23 protein-coding genes and 1 tRNA gene are annotated in these 22353 nt (G+C 46.4%); 6 read left to right on the top strand and 18 right to left on the bottom strand.

The annotated features are described in order from the left end of the window. Position 1: 1 nt before the first annotated feature. Together minD and minC are read right to left on the bottom strand one after the other, a co-directional pair. Positions 2 to 814 carry a septum site-determining protein MinD gene (minD, locus tag R7R24_RS15510; protein WP_054578016.1) on the bottom strand — a complete coding sequence of 271 codons (813 nt, stop codon included), beginning with the start codon at positions 812 to 814 and terminating at the stop codon, positions 2 to 4. 17 nt (positions 815 to 831) lie between these two features. Further along, entirely contained in the window at positions 832 to 1494 is a 663-nt protein-coding gene (minC, locus tag R7R24_RS15505; RefSeq protein WP_005382304.1) for a septum site-determining protein MinC, read from the bottom strand. A gap of 197 nt (positions 1495 to 1691) precedes the next feature. Here minC and R7R24_RS15500 point away from each other — a divergent pair, with 197 nt between their 5' ends. From R7R24_RS15500 to R7R24_RS15485, 4 genes are all read left to right on the top strand, one after another. Beyond that, on the top strand, positions 1692 to 1973 hold the full coding sequence (locus tag R7R24_RS15500) for a YcgL domain-containing protein (protein ID WP_005382303.1): 282 nt from the start codon (positions 1692 to 1694) through the stop codon (positions 1971 to 1973). A 48-nt stretch (positions 1974 to 2021) separates the two neighbouring features. Then, the gene (locus tag R7R24_RS15495) at positions 2022 to 2993 is read left to right on the top strand and encodes a lytic transglycosylase domain-containing protein (RefSeq protein ID WP_054578015.1); all 972 of its coding nucleotides are present in this window, start codon (positions 2022 to 2024) and stop codon (positions 2991 to 2993) included. Positions 2994 to 3080: 87 nt separating this feature from the next. Further along, positions 3081 to 4025 carry a LysR family transcriptional regulator gene (locus R7R24_RS15490; RefSeq protein WP_025766976.1) on the top strand — a complete coding sequence of 315 codons (945 nt, stop codon included), beginning with the start codon at positions 3081 to 3083 and terminating at the stop codon, positions 4023 to 4025. 257 nt (positions 4026 to 4282) lie between these two features. Continuing rightward, positions 4283 to 5482 carry a NupC/NupG family nucleoside CNT transporter gene (locus tag R7R24_RS15485; RefSeq protein WP_005382298.1) on the top strand — a complete coding sequence of 400 codons (1200 nt, stop codon included), beginning with the start codon at positions 4283 to 4285 and terminating at the stop codon, positions 5480 to 5482. Between the two features lie 68 nt (positions 5483 to 5550). Here the strand turns inward: R7R24_RS15485 and folD are convergent, their stop codons facing one another. Continuing rightward, complete coding sequence (folD, locus tag R7R24_RS15480) at positions 5551 to 6411, bottom strand: bifunctional methylenetetrahydrofolate dehydrogenase/methenyltetrahydrofolate cyclohydrolase FolD (protein ID WP_005382297.1); 861 nt, start codon at positions 6409 to 6411, stop codon at positions 5551 to 5553. A gap of 203 nt (positions 6412 to 6614) precedes the next feature. Here folD and R7R24_RS15475 point away from each other — a divergent pair. Further along, positions 6615 to 6691, top strand: a tRNA-Arg gene (locus R7R24_RS15475). Positions 6692 to 6854: 163 nt separating this feature from the next. Continuing rightward, entirely contained in the window at positions 6855 to 8546 is a 1692-nt protein-coding gene (locus tag R7R24_RS15470) for a class I SAM-dependent methyltransferase (RefSeq protein WP_005382296.1), read from the top strand. A gap of 94 nt (positions 8547 to 8640) precedes the next feature. Here the strand turns inward: R7R24_RS15470 and R7R24_RS15465 are convergent, their stop codons facing one another. From R7R24_RS15465 to R7R24_RS15395, 15 genes are read right to left on the bottom strand one after another with little or no spacing between them, the layout of a single operon-like run. Continuing rightward, positions 8641 to 9864 (bottom strand): beta-ketoacyl-ACP synthase, encoded by a 1224-nt coding sequence (locus R7R24_RS15465; RefSeq protein ID WP_042523982.1) that lies wholly within the window; start codon positions 9862 to 9864, stop codon positions 8641 to 8643. Further along, positions 9861 to 10586 (bottom strand): 3-oxoacyl-ACP reductase FabG, encoded by a 726-nt coding sequence (gene fabG / locus R7R24_RS15460; RefSeq protein WP_054578013.1) that lies wholly within the window; start codon positions 10584 to 10586, stop codon positions 9861 to 9863. The genes R7R24_RS15465 and fabG overlap by 4 nt, the downstream gene beginning before the upstream one ends. After that, positions 10583 to 11047: a hotdog family protein gene (locus R7R24_RS15455; RefSeq protein WP_054578012.1), complete on the bottom strand. Its 465-nt coding sequence runs from the start codon at positions 11045 to 11047 to the stop codon at positions 10583 to 10585. The genes fabG and R7R24_RS15455 overlap by 4 nt, the downstream gene beginning before the upstream one ends. Then, on the bottom strand, positions 11040 to 12227 hold the full coding sequence (locus R7R24_RS15450; protein WP_054578011.1) for a beta-ketoacyl-[acyl-carrier-protein] synthase family protein: 1188 nt from the start codon (positions 12225 to 12227) through the stop codon (positions 11040 to 11042). Before R7R24_RS15450 ends, R7R24_RS15455 begins: the two co-directional genes overlap by 8 nt. A 20-nt stretch (positions 12228 to 12247) precedes the next feature. Continuing rightward, positions 12248 to 12859: a DUF3261 domain-containing protein gene (locus R7R24_RS15445; RefSeq protein WP_054578010.1), complete on the bottom strand. Its 612-nt coding sequence runs from the start codon at positions 12857 to 12859 to the stop codon at positions 12248 to 12250. Continuing rightward, positions 12856 to 15198: an MMPL family transporter gene (locus tag R7R24_RS15440; protein WP_054578009.1), complete on the bottom strand. Its 2343-nt coding sequence runs from the start codon at positions 15196 to 15198 to the stop codon at positions 12856 to 12858. Before R7R24_RS15440 ends, R7R24_RS15445 begins: the two co-directional genes overlap by 4 nt. Next, positions 15170 to 15790 (bottom strand): LolA family protein, encoded by a 621-nt coding sequence (locus tag R7R24_RS15435; protein WP_054578008.1) that lies wholly within the window; start codon positions 15788 to 15790, stop codon positions 15170 to 15172. The genes R7R24_RS15440 and R7R24_RS15435 overlap by 29 nt, the downstream gene beginning before the upstream one ends. Further along, positions 15790 to 16236: an acyl-CoA thioesterase gene (locus R7R24_RS15430; protein WP_054578007.1), complete on the bottom strand. Its 447-nt coding sequence runs from the start codon at positions 16234 to 16236 to the stop codon at positions 15790 to 15792. The genes R7R24_RS15435 and R7R24_RS15430 overlap by 1 nt, the downstream gene beginning before the upstream one ends. Then, the gene (gene hutH / locus R7R24_RS15425) at positions 16236 to 17789 is read right to left on the bottom strand and encodes an HAL/PAL/TAL family ammonia-lyase (protein ID WP_047102876.1); all 1554 of its coding nucleotides are present in this window, start codon (positions 17787 to 17789) and stop codon (positions 16236 to 16238) included. Before hutH ends, R7R24_RS15430 begins: the two co-directional genes overlap by 1 nt. Next, on the bottom strand, positions 17773 to 19479 hold the full coding sequence (locus R7R24_RS15420; protein ID WP_054578006.1) for a glycosyltransferase family 2 protein: 1707 nt from the start codon (positions 19477 to 19479) through the stop codon (positions 17773 to 17775). The genes hutH and R7R24_RS15420 overlap by 17 nt, the downstream gene beginning before the upstream one ends. Then, positions 19472 to 19840 carry a 3-hydroxyacyl-ACP dehydratase gene (locus R7R24_RS15415; protein WP_047102874.1) on the bottom strand — a complete coding sequence of 123 codons (369 nt, stop codon included), beginning with the start codon at positions 19838 to 19840 and terminating at the stop codon, positions 19472 to 19474. Before R7R24_RS15415 ends, R7R24_RS15420 begins: the two co-directional genes overlap by 8 nt. A 10-nt stretch (positions 19841 to 19850) precedes the next feature. After that, positions 19851 to 21251: an AMP-binding protein gene (locus tag R7R24_RS15410; RefSeq protein ID WP_054578005.1), complete on the bottom strand. Its 1401-nt coding sequence runs from the start codon at positions 21249 to 21251 to the stop codon at positions 19851 to 19853. A 4-nt stretch (positions 21252 to 21255) separates the two neighbouring features. Next, complete coding sequence (locus R7R24_RS15405; RefSeq protein WP_025766967.1) at positions 21256 to 21816, bottom strand: hypothetical protein; 561 nt, start codon at positions 21814 to 21816, stop codon at positions 21256 to 21258. After that, positions 21816 to 22073 (bottom strand): acyl carrier protein, encoded by a 258-nt coding sequence (locus tag R7R24_RS15400; RefSeq protein WP_025766966.1) that lies wholly within the window; start codon positions 22071 to 22073, stop codon positions 21816 to 21818. Before R7R24_RS15400 ends, R7R24_RS15405 begins: the two co-directional genes overlap by 1 nt. A gap of 15 nt (positions 22074 to 22088) precedes the next feature. Further along, positions 22089 to 22349, bottom strand: a complete 261-nt coding sequence (locus R7R24_RS15395) for a phosphopantetheine-binding protein (RefSeq protein WP_005382278.1) — start codon at positions 22347 to 22349, stop codon at positions 22089 to 22091. Positions 22350 to 22353: the final 4 nt, after the last annotated feature.

The raw sequence follows: 22353 nt of genomic DNA, 5'->3' as shown, positions 1-22353 counted from the left end.
TCTAGCCTCCAAAGAGTCGTTTAAAGAGTCCTTTCTTCTCCTCAGTAAGGAAACGAAATTCAACCTGATTGCCTAATAAGCGATCAACGGTGTCAGCATAAGCCATACCCGCATCGGTGTTATCGTCAAAAGTGACTGGCACACCTTTGTTTGACGCGTTAAGCACGGCTTGGCTTTCTGGAATCACGCCCAGTAGTGGAATATGTAAGATCTCCTCAACGTCTTCAACGCTTAGCATTTCGCCTTGAGTGACGCGAGATGGGTTGTAGCGAGTCAGTAACAGATGCTGTTTTACTGGCTCTAGCCCTTGTTCTGCACGCAGTGACTTAGAATCTAAAATACCGAGAATGCGGTCAGAGTCACGCACAGAAGAGACTTCTGGGTTCGTTGTGACAATGGCTTCATCGGCATAGTACAAGGCCATTAACGCGCCTTGCTCGATACCTGCTGGTGAATCACAAATAATGAAATCAAAGCCCATTTCATCAAGTTCGCCGAATACGCGCTGAACACCATCTTTTGTCAGTGCGTCTTTATCACGAGTTTGAGAAGCAGGAAGAATAAATAGGTTGTCCGTGCGCTTATCTTTGATCAGCGCTTGGTTTAATGTCGCTTCGCCGTTAATGACGTTTACAAAGTCATACACGACGCGGCGCTCACAGCCCATGATTAGATCGAGGTTACGCAAACCGATGTCAAAATCGATCACCGCGGTCTTTTTTCCCTTAAGAGCTAGACCAGAGGCGATGGCTGCGCTTGAAGTGGTTTTACCAACGCCACCTTTACCAGACGTTACTACAATAATGCGTGCCATTTTTTTTCCTTTTTAGATTAAATCGCGAGAACTTCTAAATGTAATGATTCATCGGCTTTACTGATCATTACTTTCTTTTGCCAGTACTCGCTTTCAATTTGATCGCTTAACCAGTAGTCACCCGCAATGGATACCAGTTCTGCTTGTAAATCGTGGCAAATAATACGCGCTTCCTGCTGACCACTTGCTCCTGCAATCGCACGACCTCGAAGTGTGCCATGGATATGAATAGAGCCGTCAGCAATGACTTCAGCACCTGCACTTACGTGCGCTAGCACCACCAAATCACCATCTTTTGCGTAGATCTGTTGTCCTGAGCGGACAGGCGTACGAACTACTTTCGTTGGTGCCATTTTGGCAGGTGCTTGGCTTGGCGATTTGCTCGCCGACATAATGGCGAAGCCAGCTTCGGAAGCAAGGTTTTGTACACGCTTGTCTTTACAGCCCGTTACACCGACCGGAATAAAACCGGCATCTGAGATGCCTTGTTTAAGCTTAGGGAAATCAATGTCGCCTTGTACTTTTGCTATATTGATTACCAAAGGCGCGGATGCAAAAAAAGAAGGTGCTTGAGAAACTTTTTCTTGCAAAAATTCGACAGTCTTTGCGATCTCATTGTCAGAAAGGTGTAAAACTGACAATGTAAAACTGCTACCTTTAAGGTCTGGTGAATGGGTCATCGTGGACTTCTTGCCTTTATTGAAAGAGCGTTGCCTTAAACTAGGTATGTCATGTTATATTTCATCCTTTGACGCAGCAAGTTCTCTCGTGGGCAAATAGGTGAATTAATCTCAAATTTGCTATTAAGTTTGCGAGAATTTGACGTTTTCAACCTAATCCGCACTCAACGCGGCTAAATCAGCATAAAAGGCGTGTCATGCTTTGTTCTATTTATAAAAGCTCGAAAAAAGAAGGTACTTATCTCTATATTCCGAAAAAGGATGATTTTTCACAGGTTCCTGACACCTTAATGCAGATGTTCGGTAAGCCTATCGCTGTCATGACGATTAAACTTGATGGCCGTAAATTGGCACAAGTTGATATCGAAAAAGTGAAGGCTTCATTACAAAATGATGGCTTCTTTCTTCAGGTTCCACCGCCGCCGGAGAACCTATTAGAAAAGTACAAAGAACAAAAAGCCCAGCAGAAAGGCGAATAACGTCATCGTTTTTCATCTGGGATTTCTGCCTTGCTCAAGGAGGGCAATATGAAAAAGATACTGGCTACCATGCTTAGCGTTGGTATGTGTACCTCGGCTTTTGCAAGTAGCGAGGGTTTTGATGAATACTTGAATAAGCTGCGTGCTGAAGCTCGTGATAAAGGTATCTCAGAGCAGGTCATTAGTGCTGCTTTTGCTAATGTTGAGTACAAGCCGCGAGCAGTAAAAGCGGACCGAAACCAACCAGAAAAGAAACTGACATTGGATGAGTACATTCCTCGCGCGGTGCCTGAATGGAAGGTGAAGCAAGCCAGACAACTCTACAAAGAGCATTACACTGAGCTAAAGCGTATAGGCGATGAGTACGGTGTCCACCCGCGCTTTATTGTGGCACTTTGGGGAGTTGAAAGTAACTTTGGTAAGTTTACCGGCAACTTTAAAGTGATTGATGCACTATCCACAATGGCATTTGAAGGCCGTCGTGAAGAGTTTTTCCGTAAAGAGGCCATGTCGGCACTGCAGATCCTCGATCAAGGCCATATTGAGCTAGAGAACTTTAAAGGCTCATGGGCTGGTGCGATGGGTCAATGCCAGTTTATGCCAAGCTCTTTCCTTCGTTTTGCTGCTGACGGCAACGGTGATGGTAAAAAAGACATATGGCAATCTGAAGCGGACGTGTTTGCATCAACCGCTAACTATTTGAGCAAGTCTGGTTGGGATGATAAATATACTTGGGGTCGCCAAGTTAAGGTTCCTAAAAATATTGATCGCAGCCTGGAAGGGCGCACGGCTGAAAAAGGCAAATACCTTCAAGAGTGGAGCCAATTAGGTATCACAAAATATGACGGTAGCCCGTTGCCAAAACTGGATGAAGACATCAAAGCATGGTTGATCATGCCGGACGACGAGAATGGTCGTACGTATCTGGTTTACAATAACTACAACGTATTGATGAAGTGGAACCGCTCTTACTACTTCGCACTTGCTGTGAGCCACTTGGCTGACCGCATTAAATACTGATCTGCCACAAACAATTCGGCATCCAGTCTTCAATACAAGGGCTCTTCGGAGCCCTTTGTTTTTTCTATAACCAAATCGAGGTAAAGCGTGTTATCTGAACGTGCCGCACAAATGGTGATTTTCTCCGCTCTTCTTAAACACAAAAGCTTCACAGCTGCTGCAAAGAGCTTAGGCGTGTCGGTGTCTCATGTGAGTAAACAGTTGAGTCAGTTAGAAGCGTCTCTTGGTATCAAGCTTGTTCAACGCACTACGCGAAGCTTTACGCCGACAGAGGCAGGGAAAACCTTTTTTCATCACTGTGAGCAAGTGGTACAAGCGGTGAGCAGCGCCACATTAGAGATGGAAACCCAGCGGGATGAAGTGGCAGGTTTGGTACGTCTTGGGTTGTCGCAATCATTTGGTACCTTACACATTATTCCAGCGATTCAAGAGTTACGCGAACTGTATCCTCAACTTCAAGTGGAAGTACATCTGTTTGACTATAAGGTCGATATGTTAGCCGAAGGGCTCGATTTATGGGTAACCAACAACGAGCATTTGCCTGAAGGTTACATTGCGCAGCGTTTGACGGATTGCCAGTTTGTTGTTGCGGCATCGCCAGATTACTTATTGAAACATGACTCGCCAACAGAACCGGATGACCTATCTGCTCACAACTGCCTCATATACAGAAGTTGGGAGCGTGACTATACGGGGTGGGCGTTTACCAAAGATCAGCAAGAATTGAACGTAAAAGTCTCGGGTAACTATTCAGTGGATCTGGCAGAAGCCGTCCGGGACGCGGCTATTGCAGGTTGGGGTATTGCCTACCTTGCCACTTACTTGCTGGGTGATGAGTTCAGAACGGGTAAGTTAATACAGCTGTTACCTGACTGGAAAGCCAGCCAGTCGATGCCGTTTTATGCGGTATACCCAAGCCGCCAACATATGCCAAAAAAAATATCCGCAGTGATTAACTTTATCAAACAGAAGATCGGCAACCCTTGTCATTGGGACCAACGTTTGGCGCCTTACATCTCTATTCCTAAATAACAGGATCAATGACGTTGTAGAACGACACATAAGGTGATTCACTTCACAAAAATTTTTCCTGAATCAGAAACATATTTTCCATATGGAAATAATTAAAATAAGCAAACGTTTATCTTCAATAAATTCAATTGGTTATTTTGTTGGTCAGTTATTGGTCGCTTAAACTTTTCACACTGTTAACATCCTCAACTTGCAGCATTTTGAGTCCGCTATACAATCCGGTGCCTTCCATATCCCCCTTCTGTCGGATTCATTTTATGAACTCAATTATTGGTATCGTAGCCATACTATTCCTAGCATGGCTACTTTCTACAAATAGAAAAAATATAAAGCTGAGAACGGTGTCGTTTGCGTTTGCTTTGCAGGTACTGTTTGCGTTGTTGGTTTTATATGTACCAGCAGGAAGAGATGCGCTGAATTCAGTGAGCAGTGTTGTGTCGAATTTGATCAACTATGGTCAAGAGGGCATTGCGTTTTTATTCGGTAATTTGGCGACAGGGGGCTTCACCTTTGCGATCAATGTTCTGGGTATCATCGTTTTCTTCTCCTCTCTTATCTCAGGTCTTTATCACATTGGTGTGATGCCAAAAATCATTAACTTTATCGGTGGTGGTATTCAAAAGCTGCTAGGTATCGGTCGTGCTGAGTCTTTGTCTGCTACGGCGAATATCTTTGTTGGCACCATTGAAGCACCATTAATGGTAAAGCCTTACCTAAAACACATGACTGACTCGCAGTTCTTTGCAGTTATGACAGGTGGTTTAGCGTCAGTTGCTGGCGGAACGTTGGTTGGTTACGCATCACTGGGTGTCGACCTCAATTATCTTATTGCTGCTGCATTTATGTCGGCACCTGCCGGCTTGTTGATGGCAAAAATTTTAATGCCAGAAGATACGGATAAAGCAGCAGATATCGACATTAGCCAAGTTGAAATTCCACGTGCAACCAACGTAGTAGAAGCATTAGCCGATGGTGCCATGGCGGGTGTACGCATTGCTGTATCGGTCGGTGGTACGTTACTGGCGTTTATTAGTGTCATTGCAATGCTAAACGGCATGTTAGGCTGGATAGGTGATCTGATTGGGACACCATTAAGTTTTGAGCTCATCCTAGGTTTTGTGTTTGCGCCAGTCGCTTGGTTGTTGGGTATACCATGGCAAGAAGCAACCACAGCAGGCTCGCTGATTGGTAACAAGATTGTGGTGAATGAGTTCGTCGCTTTCATCCAGCTTGCAGAAGTGAAGTCTCAACTTAGTGAACACTCACAAGCAATCGTGACGTTTGCTTTGTGTGGTTTTGCAAATATCTCAAGCATGGCGATGCTGATTGGTGGGTTGGGCTCTTTGGTACCAGAAAAGCGTGCATTTGTCTCTAAGCATGGTTTCCGTGCGATTATCGCTGGTGTCATGGCGAACTTAATGAGCGCTTCTATTGCGGGCGTGATTTTAAGTCTGTAATTGAAATAGATATCAACAATTAGCAAAAAGGCTCCTTGCGGAGCCTTTTTCGTATCTGAAGTTTTACGTTATTTGTCTGTGTGGAACTGTTCGCAAGCGAGCATCGTGTTCTCAATTAAACTTGCGACGGTCATTGGGCCAACGCCACCAGGAACAGGAGTAATAAAGCTCGCACTTTCACGTGCTTTGTCGTATTCCACGTCGCCAACTAGTTTGCCTGAATCAAGACGGTTAATACCGACATCGACCACCACTGCGCCTTTTTTAATCCACTCACCAGGGATGAAGTTAGGCTTACCAACCGCCACCACGACAACGTCAGCTTGACGCACATGACTCTCTAGGTCTTTGGTAAAACGGTGACATGTTGTTGTTGTGCAGCCCGCAAGCAGCAGCTCAAGTGTCATTGGACGACCAACAATGTTTGATGCACCAACCACAACCGCATGTTTACCACGTAGCTCAATGTTGTAACGGTCGAGTAGGGTAATGATGCCCTTTGGCGTGCAAGAGCGAAGCTTTGGAATACGCTGCGCAAGACGACCAACGTTGTAAGGATGGAAGCCATCCACGTCCTTCTCTGGGTGAATGCGCTCTAAAACATGTGTTGTGTCTATGCCCGCAGGAAGGGGTAATTGCACTAGAATGCCGTCAATTTCATCATCGTTGTTTAATTCATCAATCAGAGCTAGTAACTCTTCTTCTGAGCTAGACGCAGGAAGGTCAAAAGACTTAGAAACAAACCCAACTTCTTCACATGCGCGGCGTTTGCTACCGACATAAACCTGAGAAGCAGGATCTTCACCAACTAGAACCACTGCTAAACCAGGAGCACGTAGCCCAGCTTCAACACGTGCTTTAACACGTGCAGCCACTTCGGATCGAACAGTTTGGGAAATGAGAGTTCCGTCTATATTTTGAGCAGTCATGACTTTCCTTATAAATTAAGAAGGCAGATTATCTGCGGCGCATTGTCGCAGAATTTCTTATTAACATCCATACGCAAACGTTTGCTTTGTGGTGTTTTTGAACATTAAGCGTTTTAATGGACTTTTTTTAGGCATTCAGATCAGAATGTTATGAAAACCCGTTGATTTACCCGTTTGAACTCGTATAATCCTGTCCCTGTAGCGCGCCCTTAGCTCAGCTGGATAGAGCACGTCCCTTCTAAGGATGTGGTCATTGGTTCGAATCCAATAGGGCGTGCCATTTATTCAAAAGCCTCGATAACTCTTTGAGTTGTCGGGGCTTTGTCGTTTTTAGGTTTTTGGCTGTAATTGCCACTCTATCTACAACTTTTGAATGGCATTCTAGCCATTGCAATTTCTAGCAATTAATATGGACGCATATTAATTACCTTTCGTTAACCTTTATGCCTGCCACTTCTAACTTTTATGACCGACACGCCGACTCTTTCGCGAAGCAATACACATCGATCCAGTTTGAGGATGTCCACGCGAGTTGGAGAGTCTTCTGGCCCCAGGCTGGAGATCGTGTGTTAGATGTTGGCGCGGGCTCTGGTCGAGACGCGAAATGGATGGCTGAGCATGGGTGTGAAGTTGTTGCGATCGAGCCTGCTCAAGCACTTCTAAGGCTTGGTAAGTCTTACTGTGGCGATTCCGTTACTTGGCTTGAAGATGCATTACCTAAGCTTGAGAAAACCATTAATCTTGGCTTTCGCTTCGATTTAATTCTTGTCAGTGCGGTATGGATGCATCTTGCGCCTACGCACCGTGAACGTGCATTTCGCAAACTTGCAAATTTGTTAGCGCCTAATGGTCGATTGGTGATTAGCCTTCGTCACGGTGACTTTTCTGACGGTCGTAAAGCTTATCCCGTATCGGTTGAAGAGCTCGAAAAGTTTGCAAAGAATAGCGCTTTAATGGTGAGAAACGTATCTCTCGATGACGATCAGTTAAAGCGAACGGGTGTATCTTGGCAAACTGTAGTGATGTCTTTGCCTGATGATGGTTCCGGTGATCTGAATAAGGTTCGCCACATTATCGTCAATGATTCCAAATCGGCTACCTATAAGCTCGCACTACTACGTACTTTACTACGTATTGCAGACGCTCATTCTGGTGCAGTGGTTGATCGCAGCGAAGGTAAAGTTGCAATCCCATTAGGATTAGTTGGCTTATATTGGATTCGTCAATTTAAGCGTTTAATCGATAAAGAGAACATCCAGCAAAGCTCGAACTCGTCTAAAGGGCTAGGTTTTATAAAGCCCGATGGCTGGGGCAGACTTTCCCATTTAAGTCCTGATGATCTTGCTATAGGCACGACATTTTTTGGTGAAGATGCAGTGGCGCTTGATAAAGCGATAAAAGACAGCTTAAAAACCATAAAAGATGGTCCCGTCACTTTTACCTATCAAGGTGATAAATCAAACCCTTACTTTGAAATGATTCGTTCAGCTAAGAAGCCAAAACGTTCAATTGTTGTGGATAGCGAGTTCCTCGAAGGTTATGGGCTGTTTGTGTTGGATGAAAGCCTTTGGGATTGTTTTCGATTGTATAACTCTTGGATTGAGCCGCTGGTGGTCAACCAATGGATTATGGAAATGCAACGATTTCGGTCTAATCAAGAGCGGGGTATTCCACTGCAAACGTATCATGATTGTTTGGTCTGGATTGATAAAGACCATGATACGCGAGTCGTGCGAAAGAGAATTGAACAGTTGAAGCTCAGCCATTGCGACATTGTCAGTGTATGGAGTGGAAGCAAATTACGAAATGAGTATCACGTTGATCACTGTTTGCCATTTGCTTATTGGCCCAACAATGATAAGTGGAACTTACTACCAACATCTAAGGTTGAAAACCTAAACAAGCGTGATCGTATTCCTGCTAGCTATCGATTAAACGCATCCAAGCCGCGAATTTTGGATTGGTGGCAGTTAGCTTGGGGAGAGACGGATAATTTGAGTCGGACGTTTTTTACCGAGGCTTCATTGTCGCTACCTAATGTGCCTGCATCTTGTCAAGATTTTGAGCATGTCTTTGAAGCGATGGGATTACAAATTCGTGGTGTTAAAAGTCGCCTTTGTATCGCGGAATGGTAATGTCTTGTTTGCCGTTACAGCGTGATATATGAACCTGATAGGCAACCAACAAAAAAGCGCTGGTTAACCAGCGCTTTTGCATTTACTAAGGGCATTACATCTTTTTAAAGATGATGGAGGTGTTGATGCCGCCAAAGGCGAAGTTGTTACTCATCAAATATTTCACGTCCAGCTCTCGGCCTTGTCCGGCGATGTAGTCTAAATCACCACATTGCTCGTCGAGGTTTTTTAGGTTGAGCGTTGGGTTGAACCAGCCTGTGTGCATCATTTCTAAACCTAGCCACGCTTCAATCGCGCCACAGGCGCCTAGTGTGTGGCCAAAGTAGCTCTTGAGTGAACTGATTGGCACTTTGCCCAGAGCATTCGCTGTTGCGTTGCTTTCCGCAATATCGCCGCGGTCGGTGGCAGTGCCGTGAGCAGATACATAGTCGATCTTCTCAGCAGGAATGCCCGCATTTTGCAAAGCCATTTCCATACAGATTTGCATGGTTTCCATCTGTGGTTGAGTGACGTGTGCGGCATCACAGTTGCTGGCAAAACCGATGATTTCTGCATAGATTTTCGCGCCACGAGCGACGGCGTGTTCGTACTCTTCCAGAACTAGCGTTCCCGCACCTTCACCAATCACCAAACCATCGCGATCGGAGTCATAAGGTCTTGGTGTGCTTTTCGGGTCTTCATTCTTCAGACTGGTGGCAAAAAGGGTATCGAAGACAGCGGATTCCGTTGGGCACAATTCTTCAGCGCCACCAGCAACCATTACCGTTTGGTAGCCATGTTTGATCGCTTCGTAGGCGTAGCCGATTGCTTGGCTGCCAGAGGTACATGCACTGCTGGTTGGGATCACTCGGCCTTTCAAACCGAAAAATAGACCAACGTTCACTGCTGTGGTATGCGGCATCATCTGCACGTAAGTCGTTGCGGTGATCGCTTTGGTGGTTTTCTCATTCAGCATGACACCAAATGCACCGATTGCATCAGTACTGCCTGTTGATGAGCCGTATGCGATACCCGTTTGACCATTGGTGAGTACGTCGTTACCAATCAAACCTGCTTGGCTCAGTGCGTTTTCTGTTGCGACGGTCGCCAATTTGGAAACACGCCCCATGCCGCGTACTTGCTTGCGCTTGTAGTGCTTTGGCAGTTCAAAATCTAAAATTGGTGCCGCGAGCTTGGTGTTCAAACCATCATACTGTTCGTAAGAAGGCATGTATTGCGTCGCGTTCTGGCAGTCACGCAGTTTTGGTTCGACAGATTGCCAATCGTTACCAAACGCAGTCACGCCTGACATTCCGGTTACAACAACTCGATGGCTCATACTAGGCCTCCGTTTACCGAAATGACTTGGCGAGTTACATAGCCTGCGATGTCAGACATAAGGTAACTGACTAAACCAGCAACTTCTGCTGGCTCTCCCATGCGGCGCAAAGGAATTTGCGGCATCGCATGTTCTTTCACGTGTTCGTCTACCATGCCTGTGTCGATAAGCCCTGGAGCAACGCAGTTGACGGTGATTTTGCGTTTTGCCAGTTCAAGCGCGAGTGATTTTGTTGCACCAATTACGCCCGCTTTCGCTGCGCTGTAGTTAGTTTGACCACGATTCCCCATTAGGCCAGAGACTGATGCAAGCGTAACAATTCGGCCGCCTTTGCGCTTTTGCACCATTGGCATAACACAAGGGTGAAGAACGTTGTAGAAGCTGTCTAAGTTGGTATGAATCACACCATCCCATTCTTCTTCGGTCATCGCAGGGAAAGCGGTATCTTTTGTAATGCCAGCGTTGTTTACTACGCCATAGTAAGCGCCGTGTTCGGCGATATCGGCTTCTAGCTTCTCACGACAATCTGCACGGTCACTGATGTCGAATTGGATAAGACGACCGCTACCACCATGCTGTTCGATGGTGTTTAGGGTGTCTTGCGCGCCTTGTTGATCGCCCATGTAATGGACAATGACTTGGAAACCATCTTTGGCTAATTGAACGGCAATGGCTTTACCGATGCCTTTGCTGGCACCTGTAACGAGGACTTGTCGGGTCATTGTTGACTCCTGATTTTCATTTCTTGTAATTTTTCTTCTGATGGAACGTAAACGTTCAATTGGCAAGTCGCTACAACAGTTCCTTGTAGCTCAATACGGGCTGAAAAAACCGCCATACCGTTATCTTCCATAACTTTTTCAGCATACACATCGAGCACCTGTCCGCGAGAAAACGTATCGCATTCAGACGTGTATCGACGGCTACCAAGCAAAAAGCCAATCGGTGGCGCTTGTTCTTTCATTAATGCGTGGTAACCAGACCACGCCGCGACAGATTGCGCCATAAACTCAATGCCAACGTAAGCTGGCACAGTTTGAGAGGCCGAGTCGAAGAACGGGTTGTGTTCTGCGATATCAACCTGGCAGTGAGTCGTATCTTGTTGAACATCCAAAGCACGATCGACCAAGATCATTGGTTTGTCGTGTGGCAAAAGTTGTTCGATGGGAGGAAGTTTAGTCATGAGCGTAACCAAAAATAAGACTAATATTATTGCCACCAAAAGCAAAAGAGTTGCTGAGAATCGCTTTGTTACCCAGTTTGGTTGGCGTCTCAACTAACGATATATGGATATCGTCTGCTTTGGTTTCGCAGTGTTGTATTGGCAAATCAAGGTTGTACTTGAGAATATGCCAAGCGATCGCGGCTTCCGTTGCACTTGCTGCGCCTAATGTGTGTCCGGTAAGTGGCTTTGTCGAGCTTACGGGAACGGAGTCACCAAAGCAGCGATGAATGGCTTTGCTTTCCATCGCATCGTTTAACGGCGTTGCTGTGCCATGCGCGTTGATGTAACCAATGTCTTGCGCTGTAAGTCCTGCATTGGCCAACGCTTTTTTCATCGCTTCTTCTGCGCCTAACCCTTCTGGATGTGGTGCGGAAATATGGTGTGCGTCTGAGCTGTCGCCAGCTCCGAGAAGAGCAACGGGCGCAGGTGTTTTGCTTAGCAACATTAATGCTGCGGTTTCACCGATATTGATGCCGTTGCGATGTTGGTCAAACGGCTTACAAAGGGTATCGGATAGAGCTTCTAAACCGTTAAAGCCGTTTAGTGTGAGGCGACAAATGGTATCCACACCACCCACAATAACTGCATCAACAATGCCAGAGCGAATCAGGCGTTGCGCGGTTAAAAAGACACGGCCACTAGAAGAACAGGCGGTTGAAACTGAGTAATGTGGGCCGCTCAAATCAAAGTAGGCGGCAATAAAATCGCTGCAGTTGCCAAGCTCTTGTTTGGTGTAATGGTAGTCGGCAGGAAAATTACCCTTTGCCAGCTTTTCACCAAATGCGATTTCGCCATCTGAAATGCCAGATGTGCTGGTGCCGATCACGACTGCGATACGGTCACGACCATATTTAGCAATGGCGTCACGCACGTCGCCTTCGATTTGCTGCAAAGCCGAAAGTGCGAGGCGGTTGTTTCTCGTATCAAACTGGCTGAGTGCGGGTGGTAATTGCGGTAACGTCTGTGCGATTCGACCGATTACTGTTTGGCGGCCTGAATTTAAAATATCTCGGTCAACCACCATGTTGGATGGCTTCGCTCCCGATAAACACTGGTGGATGAGCGCATCATCTTGTCCCATGGCAGAGTGAAAGCCACAGGCCTGAATATACAAAGGTTGAGAAGAGCGAATAGGCATATTGTTATTCTAAATTGTTCTTAATTAATCTGATGTTGCAGTGTTTGAATAGAAATTGAAAACTGATGTTTGAGGTGATGAAAATCAATCTTACCCTCTAACTTGTTAGAAGAGCTGTATTGAATCTCAATGATCTTTTCACCGTCGCTATCAAAGATGGCGCGAGAATTATTTTTATCAATAATTCGCCACCTTACCTCATTTAACGATCCTTCCCAAGCGGAACTCGGCCAGAGCGTGATCATCAGGTTAAATAATACCTGTTCTGGCTGCGGTAGCGAACCTTGTAAACCGTTGAGCACTTCGGTTTGAATTTGTTCTCCATCGTAAGACAGTGAGAGTACTCTTGTCCCCCAGGATGAAAAGCCTGCCAACACCACTTCGTTGTTGGTCACTTGCAGTTGTACCGGAAGTTGCTCAGATGTGGTTTTACCATCTATTGCCCAAGAAGCCGTAATTAACTGACTGGCAGACAACTGATAGCCCAAGCTTGCGGGAGTGGGCAAGCTAACTTGGGTGTGCTCGGCAATGTCGACCAGAGGCGTCGATTGGTGAGGGACCAAGCTGCATGCACTTAAAAACAGACTCAGTACGATTAACGTCGCGCAGCGAAAAGCATGGTTAAAAATCATGACGTCGTTTCCTCTGTTTTAATCGCAATCGGAGAGAGCAGCCAAGCAACAAAAATACCACTTAACACCGTAATGCCGAAACTGTGAATCGCGTGAGTTTGGCTGAGTGATAGCAACCCAAATGACAGCACAGTGGTTATTGCCGAAAGGGTGATCGCCAATAGTGTGCTCACGCTGCGGGCTTTCTCGGCAAAGAACAGAGTGTAATCGATCCCGATACCAAGAATGAGCACCAAGCCAAGCAAGTTGAATAGGTTTAATGTTGTTCCCATCGCGACTGCCGTTGCCAGACCGCAGGCGCAAGCAATCAATGATGGCAGTAAAACTCGCCAACTGTGTTGCAGACCGTACCGCTTGATTAATACCAGAAAGATCACAGCACTGGCGGCTGCCAATAGTTCCATGATTTTGATTCGGTATTCACCAAATAGGGCGGATATTTCCTCAGCTTTGTTTAGATAAACAACATCAGACTGCGATTTGGCAAATGCCTTAACAACGGCGGAGTCTTGCAATTGGTTTAACACCACTACCGTTGCAGATTTTCCTTTGATCTTACCCAAATGGAGAAAACGCACAGGCGCTGATACTGGGTTTTGCAAGTACTGATCAACCGTGACAGGGATAAAGTCGGCGTCCATTTTAGGCTTTTTACTTAAGCTCAGTCCGGAAGCTAGTGGGCTGGATTGTGTCGCGTAAAGATCGCGAATCAATTGATAGTCTTGTTGCTGACGCTCCACCGAGCTCAAGTAGCGGCTCAGACTTTGGTAGCTTTCGATGGTGCTGTCCGCTTTCCACGCTTCTAATGTTGGCGTCAAAGACTCCAGCTTTTTCATTAGGTTTTCGTCATCGTCGGCGGTAACGACCAACATTTGCTGCGAAGATTGCATGCCACTAAGCGTCGTAATCAAGGTTTCTTGCTGCTTGAGATCGTTCGGCATCGTTTGCAGTAGACGAATGTCGTCATCGTAGTTCAATTGCAGCAAGAAAAAGCCACTCGCAACCACACATAACATCGGCAATCCGACTTTAATTCGAGGTTGATTCCAAAGCGTTAACCATTTCGCCAACAGTGATTGTCCTGGTAAGTTCGAAATGGATCGCGATGGGTTACGAGCCAGTATCGGATACCAAGCCACCACGGTGATGTAAGCAGCAATCAGACCAATGGATGAAAACAGCGCAAGCTGCTGCAAACCTGGAAACGGTGCCACTAACATGCCCAAATAGCCGATCAAACTGGTGATTAAGCCAAGTGTGATAGCTATGAAAATATGCTTTAATCCTTGCTCGCTATCCCATTCATTTCCCGCCGCAAGACGTTCGGTTAGGTAGTGGAATGCGTAGTCGATAGACACGCCGATTAAACTTGCGCCAAACACTAAACTGAACAGATGGACTTTTCCAAAAATCCACGTCGTAACGGACAACGCAACGAGCAAGCCAATGGTGATTGAAAGCAGTGCGAGAGACAGTGGCACCACACTACGAAAGACCAATACGAACAATGCAATGATACCGAGCAGAGAGAACACACCGATGGTACTGATCTCCGATTTTGCACTTTGCGTACCAAAGTCGGCGTAAAATAGAACGCCAGTATGTGCGACTTCAGCGCCATATTTCTGCGCGACGCCTTGTTCTAGCGCTTGAATATCAGGGACTGCAAGCTGCCCAGTTAGGCTATAAGGCGAGTCTTTTAGCTCGGCAGTAATAAGCAAGTATTGAGCACCGTCTTTTTCGACGGACAGATAGCCGTTATCCAATCGGAAAGAGGACGATTGCTGGGTAACTTGGCTCAAATAATCACGAAATAGCAAGAAAGGATCATTTTGTAACTCTTGCCCGGTCACTCCAGAAAACGGGTTGTACAGCGACTGAATCACATGCTGCACTTGCTGTTCTGGATTTTGGCTTAAACGCTCTCGTTGTTCAGGCGTCAGCAATTGGAAGCGGTGCTTAAAGTAGTAACTCGCCCAAGCTTGCTGCTCTTGAGGTGAGATTTTTCCCACCACATCGCGAAAATGATTACTCTGACGCAAACCCTTATCAAATTCAGCGGCTGCTGCAAAAAGGGCATTTTTGTCCGGGGCTGTGATCACGAAAATGACTTTGTCGCTCATACTTGCCGAGACCGACTCAAAGGCTTGCTCAGCCACCGGGTTTTGTTGGTTCTTCGGCAACAGTTTTAAAATGTTGGTCTCAATCGGAGATTCTGCACTCCAAACCCATTGTTTGAGTAGCAACGCGCCCGCTAAAACAACGAGATTGAGCCAAACCAGAGCAAAGGTGTGAGTGCCAAGACTGAGTTTAGAAACGGAATTGAGCGTCTTCGGCATCCGTGAGTTCCTGAGGTAGAGAGGTCTGGTTCGTAAACGTGATTTCGGTCTTATCGCCACGCAGCTCTTGTAGGGTTAGGCGATCAATGTGCGTTTTACCGGAAAGAGTGATGGATTGAAACACCGCATTTAATGGTGACTGTTTTGGCACTAAAACGAGCTGCCACTGATTGTTCTCAACTGAAAAATCGAGTGTGAATTGTTCTCGCAGTGCAGAAGTATCCCCGTGGAACACGGATAAAAACACATGACTAAAGTAGAACGCCATTGGGTTTTCTTGTGCAGAGATCGTTTTCGGTGCTTGGTCGGCAAAAGTTTGACGAAGTTTGTTTTCCGTCAATACCAAATTGACTGCGAAAGGTTCTGTTTGTTGCCACAACAAGCCATGTGTTTTGCTCAGTGTGAACTGACCTTTAGAGGTTAGAGGTTGACTGAACATTTCCAGATGACGCTGCTGCGTAAAATCTCCGCGCACGATTTCATGCTGAGACAACTGCTGTTGAAGCGATGCCAAATCCGTTACGTTTGCTGTCGGTGTGGCCAGTGCTGAAACAGAAAATATCAGCAAAAAAGAGAGTAACCACTTTTGCATTAGTCCAGACTCCCATGGTTGTGCCATTGCTTTACTTTATCTAAAAAGATTGCTGGAGAAACAAAGCACATCTCTTGCTTTTCAATGGATACGGCGACTTGCGTTGTATGCGCTTTGCACATACGTTGATTCGTTTCGGCGTCGTAAATCACGTAATCCACACGCAAGCGGTTTTCCCATTCCGTGAGTTGCGCGGTAATGCGAATGGTGTGATTAAACGGAATCGCCTTGACGTATTTAACGCGCGTGTCGATGATCGGCCACATATACCCAGAGTCTTGCATATCGCGATAGCTGTATTGGATCTTCTCCATCAGCACACGACGCGCTTCTTCAAAATATCGAAAGAAGTTGCCGTGATAAATCACGCCCATCGGGTCAGCATCTTGGAATGAGGTGACCATAGTCACCTCCGCTTCTAATGGGTAGAGAACCTGCTCTTGCATTATACCTCCGCGTAGAGTGGCCAATGACGTTGCTGAATGCGTTCAATGAAATGACGCAAATCTTGTTCCAATGGGCGATCTTCAATCACAAATTCAAACTCGCTCAGTACGGCGTCACGAATTACTCGCAAACTCTGACTCATGTGGTGTTCGTCCAATTCGTTATGACGGCGACGAATCTCAACCGCTTGAACGCTTGCTAGGAGTGAAGCCGCAGCAACTTGCTCTGTTAACTCAAGTACGCGTAAGCAATCACGAGCCGCGATGGTGCCCATGCTCACTTTGTCTTGGTTGTGACATTCGGTTGAGCGAGAAAAAACGCTTGCTGGCATGGTGTTTTTCAACGCTTCTGCCGTCCAAGCTGAGATACCAATCTGAACCGCTTTAAAGCCGTGGTTGATCGGTTTACGCTCGCCTTCTGCACCGGTTAAGTTAAACGGCAGGCCGTTATTGAACTTGTAATCCATCAATTGCGCCATCTGACGATCCAGCAAATCAGCTAAGTTGGCAATGTTCACTTTCAACGTATCCATCGCCATTGCGATATGACCACCGTAGAAGTGACCGCCGTGCAGAACGCGCTCATTGTCGCCATCGATGATTGGATTGTCGTTGGCACTATTTAGTTCATTCTCAATCAATTGACGTAGCCAAGGCAGTGAGTCTTGCACCATGCCAATGACGTGTGGCGCACAACGCAGCGAGTAACGATCTTGCAGTCGGTCGCTATTGCGTGGCGGACGCTCAGCATTGAGATCATCACGCAGCCAAGCCGCAACTTGCTGTTGACCAGGATGAGGTTTTACCGCAAACAACGCTTCATCAAAGTGGAAGTCATTACCTTGCATACCCACAGAGACCATCGCGGTAATCTTGGTGCAAAGCTGCGCTAGGTATTCTGCACGTTTGTAGGCAAGACAGGCGAGGGCCGTCATCACGGATGTACCGTTCATTAACGCCAAACCTTCTTTTGGTTTTAGGCGAATTGGCTCAATGCCCAGCTCTGCAAACACTTCTTGTGTTGGTCGCACATCACCTTTGTAAAGCACTTCACGTTCGCCAATTAAGGTCGCCGCTAGGTAAGACAGAGGCGTTAAATCGCCACTTGCGCCCACCGAGCCCTCTTGTGGAATACGCGGCGCAATGTCGTGGTTGATAAGCGTAACGATTTGGTTCAACAGATCGTGAGACACGCCAGATACGCCTTGCGACAATGAACATAAACGTGTTGCCAGCACCGCACGAGCTTGCTCATGAGAAAGGATTTGACCTAAGCCACAACCATGGAAGCGTGTAAGGTGCAACGGAAGTTCATCCACAAGAGCGGGTGGAATCGCCACAGTACATGAATCGCCGTAACCCGTGGTCACGCCGTAAATAACGCCTTCTTCCTTCAGTAATCGTTCCAGAAACGCCACGCCACGATCAATTTTCGCGGTAAATTCTGGCGAGGTGTTCATGTGTGCCTTTGCACCTTGAGCAATGGCAACGACATCTTCGATGGTTAAAGATTGGGCACCAAAAGTGATATTGTGATTATTGTTGTTTGTCATGTGGCTGATTACTTAAAGTCCAGAAGTTAAAAAAGTTGTACCACTGTAACGGCGCTTGCAGTGTGTGGTGTTCTAATCTTTGTGCGTACTGTTGAACAACGCGTTCTAGTGCCTGCTGACGCTCCTTGCGTGGTAGCGTGACTTGGTCACTAAAGTGTTCAAAGTACACATTAAAATGCGGAGTGTTTGCTTCATCGTCGCGTAGGCCGAAGAGTAGATAAACCGGCGCTTTTAATACCGAGGCCAGCATGAATGGGCCTTGCGGAAATGGCGCTGGTTTACCAAGAAAATCTGCCCAAACGACACGATTTTCTTTGCTGGTAGAAGTGCGATCGCCAACGATCACCACCCATTCGCCTTGCTCGATTTTTTGTTGAAGCAGAATCGCGGTGTCTGGTCCCATTGAGCTGACTTGAATCAGATTCAGTTCCGAATTTGGGTTTACCGCCTTCATTACCGCATTAAATTGTTCAGCGTGTTGGGTAAATACCAAGGCATTGATTTTGACATGAGAGTGTCGACGACCAAGCGCACGGCAGAGTTCGATATTGCCAAGGTGCGAGCCTAAAATGAGCACGCCTTGTTTTTTCTGCGCCATCTCTTCGAAATGATGCTGGCCGTGAATGGTTAGGTTATCGACGTTAAAGTCACCTTGCCAGGCAGCCAGTTTGTCGAGCATGGTTCGCCCAAAAGAAAGCAGATGATGATAGCTGTCCAACTGTTTTGGTAGTGCGATGCTCTGCTGCGTTGCGTAGTACTGCAAGTTTTGCAGGTAAACCTCAGACGCTTCACGGGCAGATTTACCCGTGAAGTGGTAGTAGCGCATGACTAATTTTAAAATCAGGTCAAACGCTTTTCTGCCGAACAAGCGGTAAACCGCGAGTAAGGTTTTGATGCCTAAAATCGTGCCTTGTTCTTTTCGTTTCGACCAGTGGGCATTACTGTCATCTGTGTTTTGGCGCTTTCTGGCGAGTAGCGAAGGAATGCGCGGCAACATGCCAAAAAATAGGCGAGTGTGCATCCAGCTTATCTTGACGTTATCCCACAATGCGTCGAAGTGGGAAATGCCACCTTCAGGGTAGATCACGCGCGTTGGAACAAAATCAATATCGACGCCTTCCCAATACATTCGCACCAGAATTTCGATATCAAAATCCATGCGTTTGCCGATGTTGTACTTGTTCAACACGGCGACCGTTTTCGCCACTGGGTAGGCGCGAAAACCGCACATGCTGTCTTTGATAGACAGTGACAAGGTTTCTATCCACACCCAAACGTGCGTAGCGTAGCGACCATACAAACGGGATTTAGGTACGCTCTCGTCGTATATCGGTTGGCCCGAAATCAGGTTATCTGGTTTTGTTTCGCTGGCGCTGAGCAATTTCGGCAATGCTTCTAGGTCGTGTTGACCGTCTGCGTCGATTTGAATTGCGTGCGTAAAACCAAGTTTGTGAGCTTGATGTAGGCCAGCCATCACCGCGCCACCTTTACCTTGGTTTTCGCTCAAACTAATCAGTTTTATCAGCCCTTTCTTGCTCAAAGCAGAAAGCGCTTGTTTGGTGTCTTCATTGCAGCCGTCGTCCACGACCAGCACTGGCAAAGCGAAAGAGGATAACGATGCCACCACGTCTGCAATTGTGCTGCCGTGGTTGTAGCAAGGAATTAAAAAGCAGGGGCGATAATCACTCACGTGACTCACCCAGTTTCATTTTTCCTGACGAGTGAGTCACCAAGGTTTCACCGTTTTTCGATGTGTACTTAAAGGTCAATTTCTCACGCTCATTGTCCCAAGAGAGTGAGAGGCAAACGTCGGCGTTTGGCAGAATCGGCTCTTGAAATTTGATGACTTCCATTCCTTTAAATACCTTGGGAGTATTCAAATATTGAACGGCGTAGAACAGCGCCCAATCAATTTGAGTGACGCCGGGTAAAAGAGGGAAGTGATTGAAATGACCTTGGAAATCTAAGATGTCAGCATCCACTCGCAGCGACAGCTCCGCGGTATGGTCACTCACTTCAATATTCTGAATAGTTGGTTTTCTTTTTTCCATGTTACTAGCTTTATTGGAATAGTTTTTCAATTTCAGCAACTTGGCGTTTGCCTTGGCTGTTCAATGGAATTTCGTCGACCACTCGGAATTTTCTCGGGATAGCGATCGGTTCTAGCCAATTGCGCAGTGCCTTGCGAAGCTCAAGCCAAAATTTGCCTTTACCAAGTTCATTAAGCACATCGCTGCCTTGATCGTTAAGTACGATGATCGAGACTAACGTGAGGCGACCAGATTCTTCCATTGGGATCACCACGCTTTCTTGAACCCACGGCAGTTGCTCTAAACGTTTTTCCACTTCGACAAGGGAAATACGCTTTTCTTCGACTTTGACGATTCGGTCAGTGCGTCCACGCAATTCAAAAGAAATACTATCATGGAAATAGCATTCATCCGCAGTTTGGTACCAAGTGTTTTCATCAATGTGTGGCGAGCGGAGCTTTAAACAATTTTCATGGTTAAGCTCGGCTTCAACACCAGGGAATAACGTCCAGGGAGTGCTAGCTACGTGCTGCTGACGGTAAGCGATGCCGCCGGTTTCTGTGCTGCCAAAAACTTCAATAGGAAGTGACCCAAACAACAACTGGCTGTGCTGCGCGGCTTGGTTTGGCAAGGGACCACCAGAAGAAAATACGCACCGAATCGCAACCGGATTGTGCTCTTCACTGAGTCGTTTTAGTAACGCAGGGCTGCTTACTAGCGTGGTGTCAGCATCAGCGTGATGGACAATTTGCTCTGGGAACTCAAGGTTGTGTGCTGAAAATGGACGTGCAGAGCACAAAGGCCACAATACGCGGAACAGCAAGCCGTAAATGTGTTGATGAGAAACGGTGCTTTCAATGCGTGTGCTGGCAACCGTGTCGCCCCATAGGTTATCTAGAATAGAAACTTCGATATCGAGCTGTTTCAGCGTTTTTGCAATGGCTTTTGGTGTGCCGCTTGAACCCGAAGTGAATAGCGTTACCGGTATTTCCGCCAGGTTTAATTCACGCCAAAAATAAGGTTGTTTGGCCTCTGGCTCGTTAATCACGGTGGTTTCTAGCAATGATTGAGCTTCGATCAAAAGCGAGCTCACGAGTTCTGGAGCCGAGACATCGGCATCATGCAGCAACAAATCGTAGTGCTCACTGAGCTCTTTGAGTGCTTCTGGTTGGTAATTACCAGGTAATACAATGGATTTTCCTGCATAACAACAAGCAAAAAAGCCAACGGCAAACAGGTAGCTGTTGCCAAAACACAACGCAATGTTTTGCGTTGGTTGGGTTTCTAACTGCTGAGCAAGTGTTGCGACGTGCTGCTGGAAATCACCCCACGTGATAACCGTGTCGCGATCGTAAGAGACTGGGGATTGCTCAGACCTCTCTGCGATGAACAAGGTCGCTAGGGAGGTAAAGCTCGAATACGTTGTATTCATACGATTAGTGTTCCTTTCGAACAAATTGACGCACGATCCATTCTCCAGCGAACAAGCCACCAGCAAGTAAGTAGCTGATGAGGCCGTTATAAAGCGTCCATATTTTTACTGGTAGGAAACAGGTATAGAGTGCAACGGCAGCGTTGAGCGTAAAAAAGGCGCACCAAACCATCGTCACTTTGCGAGTGTAAGCCACGCCACTAGCCGGAAGGTCGGGTTCTTGCAAGCGAGCAAGCCTCTCTATGATCGATTGCGGCTGTTTTAAGCTCAGTCCAAATACACACAGCATACATACATTGACAACGACAGGGTAAAACTGAAGCCACCCATGTTGTTTAAACACCATGCCAAGCGTAATTAGGACAATGCCAACAGCGCCTGTAACGAGCGCCAAGAACTTAAACTCTTTTAGTGGGGTCTTATTTGCGACGAAAACACGCAAAAGTAACGCAGCAATTAACAAGCCCCCAACTAAGTTCAAGCCAAATTTATCTATACCGAAATAGACGGCGAAGGGGTAGGCAAACAGTACAATTGCAGACAGACCAGTCAGCAATTGGCGCATTAACTTTCCTTCAATAACTCAGTAACAGCGTTAACCACATCGTCAACGGTTCTTACTGTACTAAACTCTGCCGGCTTGATTTTTTTGCCAGTGACATTCTGTAGGTGTACGACCAAATCAACGGCGTCAATGCTATCAAGATCGAGATCTTGGTATAAGTGCGCATCTGATTGAATGTCGGCTGCATCAATTTCGAACAGCTCAACAAGCGCATCTTTAACTTGTTCAAATACTTGATCTTTATTTACATCAGTCATGAATATACCTACAACTTATTCATTAGTTTGAGAAGAAACGTATTTCGCTAGATTTGCTACAGAAGCAAAGTGTTCGCGCGTATTTGAGTCGTCGGCATCAATAACGATGTTGTATTGTTTTTTTATTGCGAGTCCAAGCTCAAGCGCGTCGATAGAATCTAAGCCAAGTCCATCACCAAAAAGTGGTGCATCCGTTTCAATATCATCTACGGTTAAATCTTCAAGGTTTAAAGCATCAATAATAAGTTGCTTAATGTCGTTGTGTAACTGTTCCACTGGG

The organism is Vibrio sp. 704 (assembly GCF_033339295.1).
This window is presented reverse-complemented; position numbering and strand designations above follow the sequence as displayed.